Below are 19,309 nucleotides of genomic sequence, written 5' to 3'. Positions count from 1 at the left end.
GGCTCTCAGATTCGCCGGTGACATGCCACCAAGTGCCCGGAACCGGCATCGACCAGTTCAGGTTCGCTGAGCCTGCATTCAGGCACGGCATATCTACACCTTGTGTGGAACCGGCATCCGACTGGTATGTTGATTGGGCTAGGAACGTCTCCCTCCAGTAGTACCCGCTCGGCCTTTGAATCAGGATCCGGTATCGGAATTGCGGACATCAACGCCTGAGTGTACGGATGGATCGGATTCCTGTATATCTCGTCGCTTGCGGCCAGCTCAACGAGTTTGCCCAGGTACATCACTGCCACTCGGTCGGAAATATGCTTGACCACAGCTAGGCCATGAGCGATGAAGATGTAGCTCAAGCCGAACTGGTCGCGCAGATCGCTCAGGAGATTCAGGATCTGAGCCTGCACTGAAACATCAAGTGCCGATACCGGCTCATCGCACACGATCATCTTGGGGTTTAGGGCTATCGCGCGGGCTATGCCGATGCGCTGCCTCTGACCGCCTGAGAATTCGTGCGGGTAACGGTCGATATGATCGTGAGAGAGCCCGACTACTTCCAGAAGGTTCTGGACCCTATCCCTTATCTCTCCGGGTCTAGCCGACTCGTGTATCTCAAACGGCTCACCGACGATTCTGCCTACCGTCAGACGTGGATTGAGCGAAGCGTACGGATCCTGGAACACGATCTGGATGTCCCGGTGCAGTGTCCGCAGTTCTTCGGAACGCATGGACATGACATCCTTGCCATCGAATAGGATTCTGCCGGCGTCCGGCTGAGAAAGCCGCACAAGCATCCGGCCCAGAGTGGTCTTGCCGCAGCCCGATTCGCCCACGATTCCCAGAGTCTCGCCCTTTCGAACCGTGAAGCTTACCCCATCTACCGCGCGCACCGCCGCAGCCGTATTGCCGGCGCCCCTCTTCCTGCCCACGGCGAAGTGCTTCTTCAGCCCGTCCACGATCAGGAGCATGTCTTCTGAGCCGTCGCCTCCGTCTTTCTTGGTAGATCCTGAAGGCGATGCTCCAGGGGACGATGTTCCGGCGGCGCCCACTCGCACCCGCTCTTCCGCCCGCCAGCACGCAGCTTTGTGCGACTGGCCCACACTGACCAGAGGCGGTTCCTTCTCGCGGCAGGCGTCGGTCGCGAACTCGCATCGCGGGTGAAAACGGCACCCCTCAGGCATCGACTTCGCGCTCGGCACTGTGCCATCTATGGTTGCGAGCCTATCCTGTGAATCAGCGAGGCGCGGCACCGACCTGAGCAGGCCCGCAGTATACGGATGCACAGAGTGCGCGAATAGTGACCTAACGTCGGCCTCTTCTACGACTTTGCCGGCGTACATTACGACTACCCGGTCGGCCATCTCCGCAACCACTCCCAGGTCATGGGTGATCAGCATCATGGCCATGCCGAACTCGCTCTTTAGCTTGCGCATGAGATCCAGGATCTGGGCCTGTATGGTAACGTCCAGCGCTGTAGTAGGTTCGTCTGCTATCAGCAGCTTCGGTCGGCTCGACAGAGCCATGGCTATCATCACCCTCTGTCGCATTCCCCCCGACAGCTGGTGCGGATACTCGTTCGCTCGACGCTCGGGCTCCGGTATCCCCACGCGCCTGAGCATCTCAATAGCCTCTCGCTCGGCCTTGTCGCCTGACAGCCCTTGATGCACACGTATGGCCTCGGCGATCTGGCGTCCGCACGTGTGCACCGGGTTGAGCGACGTCATGGGCTCTTGGAATATCATGGCGATATCCTTGCCGCGGATCCCGCACATGTCGATTTCCGTTTTCTCCAGGAGGTTTGACCCCTCGAACAGAATCTCTCCCCCACAGATCTCTCCTGGGGGCTCCGGCACTAGCCTCATGATTGAAAGAGCTGTAACGCTCTTGCCGCACCCCGATTCACCGACGACTCCAAGGGTCTCTCCGCGGCCTATGGTCAGGTCCACGCCGTCTACGGAGCGCATGATGCCGCCTGCAGTCCGGAAATATGTGCAAAGGCCCCTCAATTCGAGCAATGGGCTGACCATGTTACTACCTCCCGTGCTCATGTGTACAATGCCCGCAACCGCCTACAGCCGCGGCGAGAGCCAGTCGATCCGTCCAGCCCTTATGGCTATCTCAGTCATGAGGTCTACGCCTATTCGAATACACCCTTCGTCGATCACGAATCTGGGGCTATGCAGCGGATATGGGCCCTGCGAGCCAACCCAGAAGTAGCTTGCGGGAATCCGCGCCGCATAGAGCGCGAAGTCCTCAGAGCCCATGAAGGCGCACGACCGCTGGATCTTTGACGCACCCAATATGTCCGCCGCGACGCCCATAGCCACACGCACAGCCTTGGGCGACGTCATAAGCGGCGGTACCATCTGCGCGTACTCGGTATCTGCCTCGCATCTGTGCGCGCGGGCGGTGCTTCTGGCGATGCTCTGCACCAGATCAGCAATGGATTCGCCCACCGATTGCTCCAGATACCGGGCGGTCCCCTCGAGCTCGCCGCTGTCGCCGATGACGTTGAAAGCGGTCCCGCCCGACATACGGCACACACTCACTGTAGCCGATTGGCTGGGATCAATCGCCCTGCTCACGATGGCCTGCAAAGACATGATCACGGCGGCGCACGCCACCAGAGGATCCCTAGTCTGATGGGGCATCCCGGCGTGACCGCCCATACCCTTCACAGTAATCCTGAACCTATCGGACGCGGCCATAGCAGCCGAACCATCCACAAACACGACACTCCCCAGAGGGACGGTGGGCATGTTGTGCACTCCGAATATGGCCTGCACACCGTCAAGCGCGCCGCACTCGACCATCGCCCGAGCGCCTTGGAAAGTCTCCTCAGCCGGCTGGAAGATGAGCCGAGCGCGCCCTGCTATCTCGGCCCGTCGACCCATGAGCGCCTCTGCGACGCCTATCCCTATCGCCGCGTGCGCGTCGTGCCCACAGGCGTGGGCCTTTCCAGATCGCTCGCTGGCAAACTCGACTCCAGATAGGTCCTCAACGGGAAGGGCATCGATGTCCACCCGCACGGCCACAGTGGGGCCTGGAGCTGTACCCTCAATCTCAGCCACAACGCCCGTGCCCGCGCACGTCTTCGAAGGTACGCCCAGATCATCCAGGCAAGACATAATGGTCTTAGCAGTCTCGTATGTATCAAGCCCGGTCTCGGGGCGCCGGTGCAGCAGGCGACGGATCGCCGCCAAATCCATGGACATAAGTATCCCCTCGCTCGCCGCCTAGTTGGTCTCTCTCCACCGGGCGATCTTCTGGTCGCAGTTGTTGATCACTGACAGCTTCTCTCCGCGCTTCACGCGCTCCAGCCGCTCCAGTTCGCCGGCAAGGTGTAGGTCGGATAGTTCAAGCACGCGCTTGATGTCCTCCCGTGGAACCACAACTACACCGTCGTCGTCCCCGACGACCAAGTCGCCCGGATTGACACAGACCCCGCCGCACTGAATCGGAACGTTTATGGCGCCGGGACCCAGCGTGCCGTAGATCCGGGGAGTAACGGCCCTTGCGAATGTGGGAAACCCGACTTCCAAAATGCCCGCCTTGTCGCGCACAGCGCCATCCACCACAATCCCCCGAATGCCTCTGGAGAGCATATAGTAGGAGATGCGCTCGCCGATCACCGCAGCGTCTTTGCCCCCACCCGCGTCCACGACGATCACGTCCCCCGCTTGCGCCACATCGGCTACCTTCTGGATGAACAGAGCATCTCCGGGCCGAGTTAGCACCGTGACTGCCGAGCCGACCACTTTCACACCGGGATAGATGGGCTTGATCTCGTGGTGCATAATCCCATGGGCTGCCATGGCATCGCCTATCTTGGCCACATCGTGCCTCCTGAACTGCTCGACTACTGCCGGATCAGGACGAACGATCTCTTCATTCACTACTCCGTACAATTCGTGGCGTTCCACTTGTCTGTCACTCCTCTGATCGTCTGATCATAGCGAAGCGAGTGTGTAGAGGAATCCGCATATCCCCCGTTCGTGGCGGCGCAGCCCCTCGACTACTATGTACTCGTTGGCGCTGTGCGATTTGCCCCCGTGGCCCAGACCGCCGAATGCCAGCGGTACGCCCAGCCCCTTCGTGAACAGGTAGTGCGGCGCCGCGCCCGCCGACCGCGGCCATACCTGCACAGGTCCCGGCGCCAGCTGGCGCGCTGAACGGACCAGAGCATCCGCCGGGCACTCGGCCAGCGAGCTCTGAGACGGAGGGTACGCTTGCATGACATCCACTTTGATATCCTCATAGCCTTGATCGCACAGATGCTTGCGGACGGAGTCGACAACTTGTGACGGCTCCATGTCGGGAACCAGACGCATATCCAGCCTAGCCTTGGCCTGGCGCGGCAGTATCGTGCCTGCACTGGAATAGCCGCTGGCTATCCCGTTGAGGTTAACGCTTGGCTCGTACAGATACTTCTTCAGCAGCTCCACTCCGCCGAGCCGCGCCCACTTGAAACGCTTCGCGCCGCCCTGCTCTCGCAGAACCACTGCCTCATCGAAGCTGTCTTTGAGGTCATCAAGTAGGCTGGCTTCCTCTGGGGTCGGAGGCCTCACCGAGCGCGCGAAATCGGGGATTGTAGTGGTCTCAGAGGCATCCCTCATCCCTTTCATGCTGGCCAACGCCTGCACAAGCCGCCACGCAGGGCTGCCGATCCAAGCCGAATGCATCGCGTGCACATCACGCTCGCGCGGCCCGCCCCAGTCACCGCCTTCGCACGTCAGCTCCAGGCAGACCATACCCTTAAAGCCCAGATAGACGATGGTAGTGCCGGAGGCGTTTTCGCCGAAGTACGGCTGGTAGACGCACTCCGCCGACTGCAGCCGAGCAGCGTGCTCACGGACGAATCCCGGAAGGTTCGGGCTGCCTATCTCCTCTTCGCCTTCGACCACGAAGATAACATTGACTGGAATCTTGTACCCTGATCTTTGGATGGCCTCCAAGGTGTTTAGGAACCCAACTAGGCAACCCTTGCTGTTGGCGGCGCCCCGGCCCACTACGGACGGCCCGTACCCCGCGAGATCGACGATCTCAGCGCTGAACGGCGGGACTATCCAGCCGGCCTCGTGGGCCGGCTGCACATCGTACAGCTCGTAGAAGATGATGGTCTTGTCTGCGCCGGCGTCGAGGTATCCGTACACTATCGGGTGCCTATCGGTCTCTACCAGAGAGCACTCCGCGCCAAGCGAGCGGATCTTGTCGGCCACCATAGATGCCATCTCTCGGATTCCCCAGCTATCCGCGCTCACGCTGGGTTGACGCATGAATCGCTGAACCTCGCCGACGTGTCGGTCGAAATCCCGGTCTATCTGGGCCAATTGCTCGGCCAGTCGCTGGGTCAATGCTTCGGTCAACTGTAGATCACCGGAACCGCCATTCCCCTCTCCCTCCAGAAGATCTGCCGGAGTTCAGCCTCTTTTTGCTCCTTTTCGAGCAGCTCGCCAATAATCGCAGCTGCCTCCGCCGGATCGAGAAACACCACACCGTTGTCGTCCGCAAACACAAGGTCACCGGGGTGAACGAGTATCCCTCCCACGGTAACCGGCTTCCGAACGAAACCCTTCTCGCCTATGCGCCGCCCCACCAGCGGAGTTATGTGCCTGGCGAAGCACGGGAACTCCATGGCCTCCATCTCCCTGATGTCAGTCACGCTCCCGTCCACTACTAGCCCAGCAATGCCCAGCCTGATGGATTTGAAAGTGCTCATCTCGCCTGCGCACGCAAATCCGGAATCGCCGACGGCAGCCACGACAAGCGCGTCTCCAGGCTTAGCGAGCTCATAGGCCTTGCTTATGGCAGCGATATCGTTCGACTCTATCTGAACCGTAAAGGCGCTTCCGAAAACCCTTGCTCCGCGATATACCGGCCTCAAGCACGGGTCAGCGAAACCGTGATCCAGCACGTGACCTACAGTCGCAGGCGTAGTGCGCCGGTAAGCGTCAACCAGTTCTGCATCCACTCTCTCGAAATCGGGTCCAACCTCTATCAACTACGGTCCCTCCTGCCTACAGTGCCTCCTGCCTTCCGCCTGCACCTCGTCACTTGCCCTTGCTCGCAGCGCCCGCTGCAGCGATGGCATCGCTCATGCCGATCAAGTCGGCTATGTGGGCGCCCGAACGGACCTTCTCGGCTATGTCCTTCTCCTTTTCGACTATGGCGGCGACGCGCCGGAGCACCTCTTCGATCCGCTCTTCAGGCACTACTACTACTCCATCGTCGTCCGCAATGATAAGGTCGCCGGTTCGCACGATCACGCCTCCACACACTATGGGGTTCCCGGTCGATCCCACAGTCCGATTGGAGCCCACGCATGGAGTGACATGCCCTGCAAAAACGGGCAAGCCCAGTTCGCGAATGGTGTTTACGTCGCGCACAGCCCCGTCTACGATTACCCCGGCCACGCCGCGCTGGATGGCCTCGAGGCTCATCAGGCCGCCCCACATGGCGCCGCTCGGATCGCCATGGCCGTTGATCACTAGAATCTGCCCTGGCTTCACCTCACCGAGCGCCTTGTGACATGTGATAATGCTTCCCGGATAGCAGTCGACGGTATAGGCCCGCCCCGCGACTCTCTTGCCTGGGTTGACACTTTTGATCGCCGCATCCATGGTGTTTGTCTTGTTAAGAGCGTCGCTCGCATTGGCCGAGGCATAGTGTTCTATCATCATCACATCTCCCTGGGTTGAATCATCATCATATACTGGTCTCTGTGTTGATATAATGTCGGCAGCGATCGCCGCGAACTGTCCATACGCACCGCACCAGCACGGGTCCCTCGCCTGGACCATACGTGTATCGATCGATGACGAGAACCGGCGTCCCCGGGCGCAACCCCAACTCCTGGCTTTCAAACGCGTCGGCCAGCCTCGGCTCCATGTAGCGGCGCGCGCGCGCCAATTTCAGTCCATAGCTGGTAAACAGATCGAAGAACCCGCCTTCGCGCACATCCCCCTCTGTCAAGCCGGGCACTCTGGATGCTGGGACTGTGGTCCTCTCAAGCAGAACCGGATTTCCTCCGACAAGCAGAGTCCGCCAGATGCCGCATATCTTATCATCAGGTCCCACACCGAAAAGCGCTTCATTTAGGGGGTCCACAGGGAGCATCTCGAACGCGACTAGCCGTATGTTCAGTGTCTGGCTCTGCCTTTCAACTTCCTTTTTGAAGTTGTAGAAGCCAAGCAGGTCGTATTCCAGCGGGGAATTCTGCGCGAACGTGCCTCGCCCGGGCACCCTGCGCAGGTAACCCTCCTGAACTAGCTGGAGAATGGCCTGCCGCACTACGCTACGGCTGACCCGGAGTGACCTTGCGATATCGAGTTCCCTAGGTATCGGCTCATCGGCGCCGAATGTGCCGTGACGCACCGCCTCGCGCAGCTGATCCGCTAACTGGTGATAAAGTGGAAGTTTTGACTCCTTGGATAGTGGGGTGAGCGAAAAAGGATCGCTGCTCACAGTGGAATCCCCCCCCGTCTCCTTCAGACCGACATGCCTGCCAGCCAGCTACTCAGACCCTTAGTGTGGGGTCCATTCGATCTCGTGTCCAGTCTCCCAGCAAGTTGAACCCGAGGACCGTAACCATTATCGCGAGGCCCGGAAAAGTGCCCATCCACCACGCATTGTTCAGATAGGCGCGACCGTCCGCCAGCATCGTGCCCCACGTGGAGATAGTGGGCGGCACTCCGAGCCCCAGAAAGCTCAGACCCGATTCGAGAATGATCACGAACCCAAGGTCCAAAGTAGCCAACACTATTGTGCTGGGCAACAGGTTGGGAAGCATGTGATGGAGCAGAATGCGCGAGTTCGAGCTGCCTAGGGCCTGCGCCGCTTCCACGAACTCCTTCTGCGCATAGCTCAGTGTCTGCCCGTAGATCACCCGAGTATAGCGCGCCCACCTCGTCAGTGCGACAACCAGAATCAAATTCTGGAGGCCAGGGCCTGTTATGCCGATCACTGCAAGGGCCAGAAGCATAAAGGGCAGGCTCATGACGAGATCCACACATCTCATGATAATAGTCTCGGTGACGCCGCGGTAGTAACCTGCCGCCAACCCAAGCAGCGTGCCCAATGCAGCTGTTACCGCTACACTCACAATGCCCACAAGGAGCGATACTCGCGAGCCGTAGATGATCCGGCTGAGCACATCGCGCCCCAGATGATCGGTGCCGAGAAGAAACCGGTCCCCGGTGTATGGCGACCGCCACCCCGGAGGCTTTAGCCGCCCTAGGAGGTCCTGGGCGTTCGGATCGTGTGGCGCCGCAAATGGAGCGAATGCCGCCAATAGCGCCACGATGAGCACTATCGCTACTCCGACAACGCCGCTCAGATCCCGGCGCTGCGACCCGCCCTCAGCGTCAGCGCTTTGTGGTGTTCGCGATACTAATGCGCGGATCCAAGAGGCCATATGTCAGATCAACTCCTAAGTTTATCAGCACGAAGATGGCTGACACCACCACAACCACGGCCTGGACAACAGGGTAATCGCGGCCCATGATCGCGTTCACCGCCAGCCGCCCTACGCCCGGCCACGCGAACACGCTTTCCACAATCACCGATCCTCCCATAAGGCTCCCGAATTCCATGCCTAGCACCGTCACGATGGGAATCAGGGCATTCCTGAGAGCGTGTTCCACTATGACCACATTGTTACGCAGGCCTTTGCTGCGTGCAGTTCTCACATAGTCCGTTCGAAGCACTTCCAGCATACTCGAGCGAGTCATACGCGCTATTCGGGCAGCTGAGTATCCGCCCACAGCCAACGCCGGCATGATCATCGACACGAATCCGCCGTCGCTGATCACCGGAAGCCAGCGCAATCTGACTGAGAATAACAGGATGAGCAGGATGCCGGTCCAGTAGACCGGCATTGCCTGCCCAACCAGAGCCAGTGACATTACGATACGATCACCAACAGTACCACGATACACTGCAGCCAGTACGCCTGCGGGTATTCCTATAGCTGTTGCAACGAGCATTCCTGCAAACGCGAGCTTGAATGTTGACGGGACGCGCTCCAGCACCAAGCCGAGGGCGGGAGCGCCCTGCCGGTAGGAGTACCCAAGATCGCCCCCTACTAAGCCTGCAAGGAACTTGCCATACTGCACGTGGATCGGCTGATCAAGGCCGAGCGCCGACCGCAACTTAGCCTGCTCCTCCAGCGGAACGTCAGGCGGGAGCAGGGTGGCAATAGGATCACCGGTTGTTCGCTGCAGAACGAACACAATCGTTACTACACCCAGGATCGTGAGTGCGGCAAATAAAATGCGCTTTGCTACGTATCTGAACACCCGATGACCCTCCCTATCACGCCACCGACTCAATTCTTGTTACTGAGGAGTCCATACTACTTGCTCAGGCCTATCTCGTAAGCCCTAATACGCCCGTCAGGTCGAGGAGCCCAGCTCACCTTGTTGCTGATCGCCGAAAGCAGCGTATACTGGATGATCCCTATGCCCGCGGCTTCGTCGCGCACCATGGTGTACGCCTTCTCGTATATGGCCAGTCTCTCCTTGGCGTCAAGGCTTGTCCTTCCCTTGATGACCAGATCGTCTAGGGTCTTGTTGGAGTAGGTCGATATCGGCCCATTGCTGGCGTAGAATGCTGTCACCTGGGGATCGGCGTCGAACCAGACGTTGTTTCCTCCGCTGGTGTAGATGGGCGATATCTTCCTGGTCTTGACTAGCGTTTGGAATTGCCCAAATTCGGTGGGTTTCAGGGTGACTCTGATACCCACCTGGCTGAGCTGCTGGGCCAGAACCTGAGCGATCTCCTTGTCCATTGGGTACTTGCCATTCTGACAGATCATCTCCACGGAGACACCTGAAGGATAACCCGCCTCGGCAAGGTACTCCTTGGCCTTTGCCGGATCGTAAGGCAGTCGCTTGATTCCCTTCGGAGCGTTGGGAATGACGTCTGCAATCGGGATATCCAGAACGGTTGCGTGGTTGCTCATCAGGCCCTCTACGATGGGTCTGGGGTCAACAGCGTGGGCTACAGCCAGTCGGAAGTACTTATTGTCCGCCGGCGGAGCATCGATGTTGAAGTTGAGCATCTGGATCTGCGCGCAAGGCGTCGTCACAACGGTGACATTGCGCGAAGCCTTGAGCACCCCTACCTGATCGGCAGGGATCGCCTGCACAAGGTCTATCTCGCCGCTCTGCAGACCTGCTATTCTGGTGGCCATCTCTGGCACGGCCTTCCAGGTAATCCGGTCAACTGCGGGCTTTCCGCGGAAATACTGATCGTATGCTACCACTACTACTCTATCATCGCGAACCCATTGCACGAAACGGTATGGGCCTGTTCCAACAGGGTTTCGACCGAAGTAGTCGTCGCCCTTCTCCTTGATGTACTTAGGAGGTACGACAAGCAGGTTGGTCATGCGTGCCAAAAAGATCGGATCCGGCCCGTCCGTGGTGAAACGGACTGTGTAGGGACCTACAACATCGCACTTCAGGATCGATGAGAAGTACGAGGCCGCAAGTGCCCGAGTAGCAGGATCCTTGACCCGATCGAAGGTGAACTTGACGGTTTCCGAATTGAAAGGCTCGCCGTTATGGAACTTCACATCTCGGCGGAGGTTCAACTCCCACTCAGTAGCGCTTATCCTCTTGTAGTCCGTCGCCAACGCAGGTCGAATAGACATGTCGTGATCGCGCAGAAGCACCGGGTCGTAGATGCTGTTGCAGACGTTGCCTGTATCCGTGTCCGACTGCTTCTGCGGGTCGAGCGTCACCGCATCCGCTCCCTGTGCGATTACCGCTTCGGAAACACCAGCCTTGCCAGGAGCCCCGACAACAGTATTCGTCATGGGGCCAAGGCACATAGACAGCACGCACACAAGGACAAGCATCATCATACTCTTCGGCATCTTCCCCGTGAACTTGTGTAGGTACATGAACGCGTCAGCTCCTTTCGTAAGACCGCATTTGTCTGGACCTGATAACACCTATGTCCGAACATACTTTATACTTCGACGTCTCTTGCCCGGTTCCTTCTGGGCCCGTGCGATGTTTTTGTACGGACATGAAGGCGCAGACAACGAGGCCGAGAAGCAGTGCCGTTCGACATGCAAAGGGGATGAGCCCCGTCTTCGACACCTCGTAGGCAAACAATGCGCATAGCAACAGATAGATCGGCCATTGGAGACGCGAGTGGGCGAGCTGGACCTGAGGATACCCAAGCTCAGGGAGGGAACGTTCTTTCCAAGCTTCCTGGAGCCCCGGAGAATGACGGAGAAGGCTATCCTGTCAGTAGTCCAGGAGGCGTACGTTCACGGGGTCAGCACTCGAAAGGTGGACGAACTCGTTAAGGCTCTGGGCTTGGACGGCATTGACAAGAGCGAGGTTTCGCGGATCGCCAGGGAACTGGACGGGGAGGTCAACCTCTTTCTCAGCAGGCCGCTTGAGTGGCCCTACCCGTACCTATGGCTGGATGCGACGTATCTGAAGGTGAGGTCCGATCATCGCGTCGTAAGCAAGGCTCTGGTGATAGCGCTCGGCGTCAAGATGACCGGGGATCGTGAGATTCTCGGTTTCGCCATAGGGCCTTGCGAAACCGAGGCGTTCTGGCATGAGTTCCCAAAAGGCCTGGTATCTCGCGGGCTTAGCGGAGTGAAGCTTGTGACAAGCGATGCCCACGAAGGACTGAAGAAAGCGATACAGAAGGCTTTCCTAGGGGCGTCGTGACAAAGGTGCACGGTGCATTTCATGCGCAACGCGCTTGCCCGTGTGCCCCGGGCCGCGCAGCAAATGGTTGCAGCCTACATCCGGACGATACTCGCTCAACCCGACCAGGCGACCGCCAAGGCTCAGTTCCGGCAAGTTGCGGTTACCCTGGAAGGTAGGTTTCCCAAGGTAGCGCAAATGCTCTGCGCATGCGAAGACGATATCCTAGCGTACATGGCGTTTCCAAAGGAACACCACAGTCAGACTCACTCAACAAACCCTCTTGAGAGGCTGAACAAGGAGATCAAGCGCCGCGCGAACGTAGCAGGCATTTTCCCTAACGCCGATTCAGCGCTCAGGCTTCTTGGATCGGTGATGATAGCGCAGAACGATGAATGGATCGTACTGCGCAGGTATTTCAGCCAGGAATCCATGGGCAAGCTGCTGCCGCCAGTCGATGCAGCTGTGGCGCTGCCCCCAGTGGAGTAGACCCTTGATCGAGTCGAGATAGTTGCCTTTAGGCAGGCTGAACACGATCGTATGAGTCTCGCTCTACACAGCGCCGCCGCCCGCAAGGAGCCCCCTATGCGGCTCCTTGCGGGGCGGCGCCCACCGGCCGAGGCATTGCTGTCCGCGTTTCCGTATCTGACGAATAGGCAAACTGTACACACAAACCGACCGGAGGAGACTAGCGAGGATCGACTCCGAGGAGAATCGCAGAAGCGATTTACACCACTTAAGAAGACGTGACCAGCCTTATACCGAGGCGTGCAGATAATGATGGCAAAATCATTCTCGCGGATGGCCCGCTCCATGAATTCCGGCAACTGATCTCCAGGGACGGTTTCCCAACGATCTAGAGTCACATCCACTCCGTCAGATCGCAGGCGTTCAGCAAGCGAGCGTACCCACTCCTGATGAGCATCGTCGTCCCACGAATATGAGATGAAGACTGACATGAACAATCCCCATCGTCCGAAAGGTCTGGTCGACCTAACGTCCTTGCGTATCAGCGGCGGCGCTCCCAGCTACCGAAAGAAACACCACGTCTCCACCCCGTACGCTGGATACGCTTGCTATGCCTGAGATGATTGTGCACCACCCAGCCGATGCCCCAACGCCTTACCCTGAGACCTCGTGCGAGCTAGTCCACTAGATGCTCTCAACGCCAGCACTGCCATGATGAGAGCGGAGAGTCCACCAGGGGCGCTATCTTTCATAGCTGCACCTACTCCAAGAACAGATGAAGCTGATGCGATAGGTGCTTGGGCCGAGTGCCTTTAGCACACTTTCATCTGTGATCACCGTTCAAGGTATCTGCAAGGTAGAACTGAAGTTCTTCGATACTTGTGAACAACCTGTATCCAAGCTGACTGAGCGGCGCTGCCACCTTCTGCATATCGTCCAAAATCAATGCAACTGGTTCACTAAGCTCCGACTGAACCCCACTAGTCCATGCCGCATCGACACTGGCTACGAAATCGTCGGACTTGGGATCTACAACCTCGCAATGAAACTCCGGCATCGGCATACCGCGCTCCTCGAGCCAGTTCCTCAGATCTATGAGTTCGGGATCGGCCAGCATTTGCTCGGTGGTGGCTGGCGCCTGCGGCAGGCTTGTCAGATCAGAAAGGCCTATCTCACCGGCGAATAGTGATCCCAGGAGACGATTCGCAGCATCCGCGAGCAGTTCACGGCGAGTTGCCAGGAACTGACGGTAGTTGCTTAGCTTCCAAAGGTCCTCGTCCATGGGTATCCACTGGGATTCAAGGGCGCCAGGCTGTTTCTGCTTCACTTCATAGAAGTAGATCTCAGGCGCCCTATCGCTGAGAGCGAGATTCGTCTCTTGTGTCTGGAAACAGAAGTTAGCGATGGCATTGACCTCGGGGCGTGAATAGCCGGCCTCGTAGAGAACGGACTCTGGGAACACGTGGTGGACGTTGAGGACACTGCCCCTGCCCAGAAGGTGAGCGGACAGCTCATTGCCTGTTCCCCAGTCTTTCGAGCGGCAAGTTCTGGTCATAAGGTAGAGCATCGGGTAGAACCTAGCTCCAAGGCTCCAGGCATCGAAGTCCTCAGGCCTAACCAAGAGTTCTCCTCGTGATCGGCGCAACTGCTCAATCAGGCGATCGATGCTTTCAGGCGAACTATCTATGAGGTGGAGGTCCTGATTGAGAGTGGATTCAACGGAACTCGTAAAACGTCCCCACAGGAAAGAGTGAACATACCAATAGAGCAGCTTGCCTTGTTCGCGGTGATCCAGGAGTCTGCTGCCGCGGGTATCAACGTATCTCGTCATCACTGGCAACGCATATCTGCCGCCAAGAACAGCGTCGTGGTCTAGACCTAGGCGACTGGAGATCAGATTGAGAAGGTAATCCACAGCGTGCTCTGTTCTATCGAGTCCTTTCTGGAAAGTAGGCTCGTCCACCCTGCGCAGGGTTGAGAATAGCGCATCCCCCGCTATGACCGTGGTTACATTGCGGAGCAGCCAGTCCAGGCTGAAGTTGAAGCCGGCAGAATAGGCCGCTGACGACAAAAGCATATCTGAGCCCTCACCGCATAGATACGTGGAGGCCATTTGACGCGTGCGACATTACTGCAGTGTTTTTTAGTCAAATACTACGAATGCTTCTACGGTGCCTCCGTCCTCATCGCTCTCCTCATCGGACACGATATGATAGGCGACTGCTTGCTCGTCGGTAGCCCCCCGAATCGCCGTGGAAATACTGCCGACTTCCGTACCAGTCCACTGCACGAAGTGGGCTAAAAACCCAGACTCGGGAATCTCACGGCATTCAACGCAAGCGTCCAGAAATACCTCATCAACCCCTGTAAACATATCATCTTCCTGATGCAACCGACGAATTAGTACTGCAAATCTTTCAATGGCCTCTTCAACACTCTCGGCTTCGTTGACGGCTGTAAAATAGCCGTGATGTGCTTCATTCTCGCCTGAACCCTGTGCACCATCATTCGAAAATGAGAAATGACCTACGTAGATCACCTGATAATCACCTCCATATTACGTATCTGCGTTTATCGGACGTGATCATATACCCACCCTGCCGTTGATGTGATCCGTACAGCATCATGACACAACGGTTAAAAACGCGGGAAGAGGCCATCAATGTGGTCGGGCATCTCGAAGCACATCTGCAGAATGAAGTTCGGATCTAGACGCGGGTACCAGCGCGAGTTCTCCTCAAGAAAAGACTCCGGTGAGGCCCAAGCCATAGTCTTGCCGGGGCCACGCAGTCCCTCTGGAAGCACCTAGCGCCACCCCCTTCGCGCGACACTCCACCTAACGCCATTGCGTATCAACGGCCACCGTTGGCTCCATCAGTACCACCCGCCCTTTCCCGTCCTCTGGATACGCCTGCTAGACGCTTTGTCATCACCCCACATGGATCTTCCGCGACGCCCGCCGAGCACAGCAAGTATGTTGACAACGGATGACGTTGCCTCAGCGCAGAGCGCGGCCATCCGATAGTCGGCAGACCTCTTGTGTTGCAGAGCAAGTGCAAGGCGAAGCGCGGCTTTCGCGTGCGCTCGGGCCTCTTCGTTCGGAGATCCCTTGAGCTCGCCACTGAAGAATGCTTCCAGCATCCGCGCAGAATCGGTATCGCTTGGGGCCATGCCGTCCGGTGACGCGTGCCGGCGCGAATCGTAGACTTCCTGTGCAACGGTGATCAGGACTTCACGACAGAGAAGTCCCACCGCCTGGTACTGCTCCTCTGTTTCAGCCGTGTCGAGCCGCAATCGCATTTCTTGCAGCTGGCGGTCAACCTTCTGCCATCCGGTAGGCTCGGGGAACACCTTCATTCGATGGCCGAGCCTCTGCGGAACGAAGACCGGTTTGCCGGAAATCTTCTTTCTCTCAACGAGCGACCAGCCGTCGGCAGCAAGTTCATGGTTGTACTCCTCAGCAAGATCAAGCGCTTCCTCGACATTCAGTCGAACCACCGGATGCGCGGTCTCACAGAGAAAGCGCAGAAACTCTTCATCCGATGCGCGAAGAAGGTCAAAACGACTATCACGGAACACCCAGTCGTCGCCCCAATCTCGCCAATTGACACGATGCTGCCAAATATCGTCAGCTGCATTGCCCATCGGATAATCGTCCGACGAGAGCTGTGTCAGATCGTAGAGTCGGGCAAGGAAGTCATCTTCCCGTAGCCGACCTGACCAATCGACACCTGACGCAACTAGATAATCAACAATGGAGCGGCGTGTGACCTCTGATATCTCGTTTCCCATGTGCGTTCACCTTCAGTGTGCCTAGCGGATTCGCGTGTCAACGACGGCATTCGGCGCTTACGAAGAGCTTCCCACCCTCACCCATCCGCTGAACAGGTCTGTTAGGCATCATCCTTCGGCGATCGAGCATCCAGCTTCTGAAGCATGTAATCGCAGACAAGCCCTATCGCCTGCACTGCATTAGCAGCCTCCGCCTGAGACAGAGTAGGCAGAAACGGTCGCCCGTGCCCTGTGCCCTCCTTGTTGCGGAGAGTGCTAACAGCACATCCCAGGTGATACAGCACCCTTTCATACTGCTTCTGGGGCGCTTCGCCTTGCGTGGGCTTATCCATGGGAGTCGCCATGTCTAGTGCAATAAAAGCCTGCCCGAGAAGGCCGGCGAGATTCGTGTCGGGATAGCGCCCCCACACCCTGTTCAGGACATGCTTCGCGACCGCCTCAAGCAGATCCTTGCCCGTACCTGCAAGAAGTGCGGCATCTAGAACTCCTCTCCTCGCGCGCCGAACATAAGCTCGCAGTGCGACTGTCAAATCCTCATCCGACAAGTTTTCCAAGACCATTGGGTGGAGCTCACCATCGGTCGATAGGGCGAACCCTTCCTCCTGGAAGGCTTGTACGGCGTTGAGTATGGAGTCACGGCCCACGTAGTTGGAGGAGTCCTCTCGGAATCCTCCGCAACCGCGAATCGCTGCAAGAAGAGAGTCGACGAGCCGCTCCCCGGCTGCAACGTCATTGTCGAGAGCCGAGCTAAGAACTGCCCGAACACGTTTCGCCTTACCGACCTTCTGCCCCATTGCACTAGGATCTGCGCTCTCAAGGCCCACACGCCTGAAGCGGAAATCAAGGTCCGAGTGGCTAGGGTCGCGCCGCGTCGCCTCCTGCGAATCGTCGACAAGCCGCGCCAACGCAGTGATAATCGTGTCCGACAGAGGAGCTCGTGCCATGTGATGCACCCCTTCCATGTCAGGTAATAAGTAACAGCCCATATGCCCCCGGGATGCGTATCAGCGGCAGTGCTCAGTGGTCCCAACCGAACCACCCGCCATCGGCCGTTTGCTGGATACGCTTGCTAGATGCTGCCACCAGGAGCAAACATGGTATCAACCTTCGCCATGACGGTAGACGGATATCGGATTGCCGCCCATAGTCACATCAGAGTGAGACGCAGTGCCATAGTCGTAACCGCTGAACTCGGTCCTTCACGCTTACAGGGCTACGTGGCAACCCCGCCCGTAGTCAAAGGGACTCGATGGCCCTTTCAGATTTCCAAATCCCCAATAAACTCCGACACCGGCTTGACGCTGGTCACCAGCAGCTGATCGCGCGCACGGGTGCATGCAACGTAAAGCAAGTGGCGTTCGGTGTTGTACACTTCTTCCAGGTCTGAGTCGTCAGAGACAGTCTCGATCCGTTCCTGAAGTGGGATGACTTCGTCATCACAGGCCATTACGGCAACAGCGCGGAACTCTAGGCCCTTAGCAAGGTGCATAGCGCTAATCGAAGCGTAACCGCTAGTTGTTCCGACTTTCTCGTCTAGCACCTTGAACGGGACTCCTGCTTTCTCCGCTGCCGCGCAGGCTCTGTCCATTTCAGCCGAAGAACGCACGAAAATGCCTATCTCGTGGGGCGCCAATCCCTCGCTTACTCGTTCCGCAAGCCAACGGCTGACCGTGTCGATTTCCGCCTCACGGGTGTCTAGCACCTTGATGATTGGTTTCGGTCCGTTGAATACCGAAATCGTACCGCGCCGTCCTTCGGAATTGCCATCAACGTCAGACAACTCGGGTTCCAGCAGCCGGTCAGCCTGCATTCTGATCTGGTGTGATGTCCGGTAGTTGATTCGAAGAGCCTTGGAGCGCCCGCGGACATCGACCCCCAGCGCCTTCCACGAGAAAGGCTGCTGGAAAATGCGTTGGCCAAGGTCGCCAGCGAAGAAGAGACTATCTGGTCGTCCAGCTCCGAGCGCGGCAAGAAACCGCAACTGAGCCACACCGACATCTTGCGCCTCGTCCACAACCACAAAGTCGAAAGGCGGATGCTTGCTCTTCGCAAACCGGAGCGCCAGTTGATTGAACAGGTCGGAGTAGGTGATCAAGCTCTGATCCTTCAGGCGGGACCGAACACGGTCAAAGACCGCCCACAACACGGCACGTTGCTTCTCCGGCAGGCGTGTCTTGCGTCCCAGACGCACTACGTCGCGATACGCCTCCCAGGTTTCCAGCTGCCATGCGTCAACAACGTCCTGCCACTCAGTCATCAGGAAATGCGAGCTGAAGCTCTGTTCATCGACTTGTCCGGCGGCTTCGGCCAGCAGCTGTGCAACTGCCTCCCTGGATGCGATGCTCGGACGGCCAAAGTTCAGCCCGAAGAGCCGTAGGCCAACTGCGTTCATTGATTGGACTTCCAGGCGTTCCCCAATGCGCGGTTCGTTACTGATCAACCTTGTCAGGCTCGTTCTGAGCACATTTGCTAAGGTCTCGGAGAACGTCGTGAGCAACACCCTTGCATCGGGATTGCTGCGGGCAAGAAAGACGGCCCGATGCAGGGCGACGACCGTCTTCCCCGTGCCTGCCGAACCGGAAATCCGCGTCGGTCCATTGTAGGACCGTTCAACCAACTCTCGCTGCGCTGGATGCAGAAACACAGTCCACTTCTCCCACGGGTATTCGAGGGCGCGTTCCAGTTCCTCAACGTTGGTCATCACTCGGAAGCGCCGCTGTGCGTCGGGATGATCGAACGGATCAGTTCCGACCGCGGTGGGCTGAGCGACTTGCGGCGTGACGCCGATGGCCAGATTCAGCAGCGCCTCGGCAGCCTCACTTGGCAGATGGTCGGCCAACTCCAGCACGGTGTCCTCGTTGGCCTCCCGCACCTCGTCGATCCAATCGGTTGGCACACCATAGCTCAGCAGATCGTCGTCAGAGACGTCAGCATACAGCAGCGGCTTGGGCGGCGGTTCGTGGGCCTCGACGTATTTCGGGATGGTGATCTCTTTGACCGTCTCCCGGATCTCCACCAACTGAGCAGCACCGGTCTTCGGGTGGGTCACGAGCCTACGTCGCTCAGCCCAGTCGTACGCAGTGTCGTGATGGTCAACGTAGCATAGCAATAGAGACGCATCCGTTCTGTGTACGATCAGCCGGATGTCACTGCCGGCCCGCACGGACCAGAAGCACTTGTCTTTCGCCCGGTCAAGCCTGTGGAACTGCATTCCCGGGTTCGCGGGGTTAAGCTGCAGATCGAAGGCAGTCGTCTTGACCGTCTTCTGTTCCTCGCCGGTCAATCGGGCCAGGCTATCAGTAAACGTATCAGCGATGCGGAATTCCATTGGTTCACCCCACTATCCCCGATCCGCCAGAGCCCATCTCATCTAT

The 19,309-nt window shown here is 58.1% G+C and carries 15 protein-coding genes and 1 pseudogene; 1 reads left to right on the top strand and 15 read right to left on the bottom strand.

What is annotated here, in order from left to right; translation table 11 throughout:
• Positions 1–5: 5 nt before the first annotated feature.
• From VB144_04850 to VB144_04805, 10 genes are read right to left on the bottom strand one after another with little or no spacing between them, the layout of a single operon-like run.
• Complete coding sequence (locus VB144_04850; GenBank protein MEA4882986.1) at positions 6–2,027, bottom strand: ABC transporter ATP-binding protein; 2,022 nt, start codon at positions 2,025–2,027, stop codon at positions 6–8.
• Positions 2,028–2,069: 42 nt separating this feature from the next.
• Complete coding sequence (locus VB144_04845) at positions 2,070–3,215, bottom strand: M20 family metallopeptidase (protein ID MEA4882985.1); 1,146 nt, start codon at positions 3,213–3,215, stop codon at positions 2,070–2,072.
• 21 nt (positions 3,216–3,236) lie between these two features.
• Positions 3,237–3,923, bottom strand: coding sequence for a hypothetical protein (locus VB144_04840; protein MEA4882984.1), 687 nt, complete (start codon positions 3,921–3,923; stop codon positions 3,237–3,239).
• Between the two features lie 27 nt (positions 3,924–3,950).
• Complete coding sequence (locus VB144_04835) at positions 3,951–5,366, bottom strand: M20/M25/M40 family metallo-hydrolase (protein MEA4882983.1); 1,416 nt, start codon at positions 5,364–5,366, stop codon at positions 3,951–3,953.
• A complete protein-coding gene (locus tag VB144_04830; protein ID MEA4882982.1) occupies positions 5,363–6,001 on the bottom strand; it encodes a hypothetical protein in 639 nt (212 codons plus the stop codon). The genes VB144_04835 and VB144_04830 overlap by 4 nt, the downstream gene beginning before the upstream one ends.
• Positions 6,002–6,050: 49 nt before the next feature.
• The gene (locus VB144_04825) at positions 6,051–6,677 is read right to left on the bottom strand and encodes an RraA family protein (protein ID MEA4882981.1); all 627 of its coding nucleotides are present in this window, start codon (positions 6,675–6,677) and stop codon (positions 6,051–6,053) included.
• Between the two features lie 28 nt (positions 6,678–6,705).
• Positions 6,706–7,464: a GntR family transcriptional regulator gene (locus VB144_04820; protein MEA4882980.1), complete on the bottom strand. Its 759-nt coding sequence runs from the start codon at positions 7,462–7,464 to the stop codon at positions 6,706–6,708.
• Positions 7,465–7,516: 52 nt separating this feature from the next.
• On the bottom strand, positions 7,517–8,413 hold the full coding sequence (locus tag VB144_04815; protein MEA4882979.1) for an ABC transporter permease: 897 nt from the start codon (positions 8,411–8,413) through the stop codon (positions 7,517–7,519).
• Entirely contained in the window at positions 8,364–9,296 is a 933-nt protein-coding gene (locus VB144_04810) for an ABC transporter permease (protein ID MEA4882978.1), read from the bottom strand. The genes VB144_04815 and VB144_04810 overlap by 50 nt, the downstream gene beginning before the upstream one ends.
• A gap of 56 nt (positions 9,297–9,352) precedes the next feature.
• Positions 9,353–10,906, bottom strand: a complete 1,554-nt coding sequence (locus VB144_04805; protein MEA4882977.1) for an ABC transporter substrate-binding protein — start codon at positions 10,904–10,906, stop codon at positions 9,353–9,355.
• Between the two features lie 247 nt (positions 10,907–11,153).
• On the opposite strand from VB144_04805, the pseudogene VB144_04800 reads away from it, so the two are divergent.
• Positions 11,154–12,164 (top strand): annotated as a pseudogene (locus tag VB144_04800) (IS256 family transposase).
• Positions 12,165–12,966: 802 nt separating this feature from the next.
• Here VB144_04800 and VB144_04795 read toward each other — a convergent pair.
• The 5 genes from VB144_04795 to VB144_04775 all read right to left on the bottom strand — a co-directional run bounded on the left by VB144_04795 (position 12,967) and on the right by VB144_04775 (position 19,263).
• Complete coding sequence (locus VB144_04795) at positions 12,967–14,220, bottom strand: hypothetical protein (protein MEA4882976.1); 1,254 nt, start codon at positions 14,218–14,220, stop codon at positions 12,967–12,969.
• A 66-nt stretch (positions 14,221–14,286) separates the two neighbouring features.
• On the bottom strand, positions 14,287–14,682 hold the full coding sequence (locus VB144_04790) for a hypothetical protein (protein ID MEA4882975.1): 396 nt from the start codon (positions 14,680–14,682) through the stop codon (positions 14,287–14,289).
• Between the two features lie 335 nt (positions 14,683–15,017).
• A complete protein-coding gene (locus tag VB144_04785; GenBank protein MEA4882974.1) occupies positions 15,018–15,935 on the bottom strand; it encodes a hypothetical protein in 918 nt (305 codons plus the stop codon).
• A gap of 101 nt (positions 15,936–16,036) precedes the next feature.
• Positions 16,037–16,879: an abortive infection family protein gene (locus VB144_04780; GenBank protein ID MEA4882973.1), complete on the bottom strand. Its 843-nt coding sequence runs from the start codon at positions 16,877–16,879 to the stop codon at positions 16,037–16,039.
• Between the two features lie 314 nt (positions 16,880–17,193).
• Entirely contained in the window at positions 17,194–19,263 is a 2,070-nt protein-coding gene (locus tag VB144_04775) for a 3'-5' exonuclease (protein ID MEA4882972.1), read from the bottom strand.
• Positions 19,264–19,309 lie beyond the last annotated feature (46 nt).

The sequence above is a fragment of the Clostridia bacterium genome (assembly GCA_034926675.1).
Classification (GTDB): domain Bacteria; phylum Bacillota; class DTU025; order DTU025; family DTU025; genus JAYFQW01.
The sequence above is the reverse complement of the archived record's forward strand: the minus strand, read 5'-3'. Positions and strand labels throughout refer to the sequence as shown.

Coding starts and splice junctions, on each gene's coding strand:
- VB144_04850 (MEA4882986.1), bottom strand. CDS start 2,027: ATGGTCAGCCCATTGCTCGAATTGAGGGGCCTTTGCACATATTTCCGG.
- VB144_04845 (MEA4882985.1), bottom strand. CDS start 3,215: ATGTCCATGGATTTGGCGGCGATCCGTCGCCTGCTGCACCGGCGCCCC.
- VB144_04825 (MEA4882981.1), bottom strand. CDS start 6,677: ATGATAGAACACTATGCCTCGGCCAATGCGAGCGACGCTCTTAACAAG.
- VB144_04815 (MEA4882979.1), bottom strand. CDS start 8,413: ATGGCCTCTTGGATCCGCGCATTAGTATCGCGAACACCACAAAGCGCT.
- VB144_04805 (MEA4882977.1), bottom strand. CDS start 10,906: ATGTACCTACACAAGTTCACGGGGAAGATGCCGAAGAGTATGATGATG.
- VB144_04795 (MEA4882976.1), bottom strand. CDS start 14,220: ATGCTTTTGTCGTCAGCGGCCTATTCTGCCGGCTTCAACTTCAGCCTG.
- VB144_04785 (MEA4882974.1), bottom strand. CDS start 15,935: ATGGGAAACGAGATATCAGAGGTCACACGCCGCTCCATTGTTGATTAT.
- VB144_04780 (MEA4882973.1), bottom strand. CDS start 16,879: ATGGCACGAGCTCCTCTGTCGGACACGATTATCACTGCGTTGGCGCGG.
- VB144_04775 (MEA4882972.1), bottom strand. CDS start 19,263: ATGGAATTCCGCATCGCTGATACGTTTACTGATAGCCTGGCCCGATTG.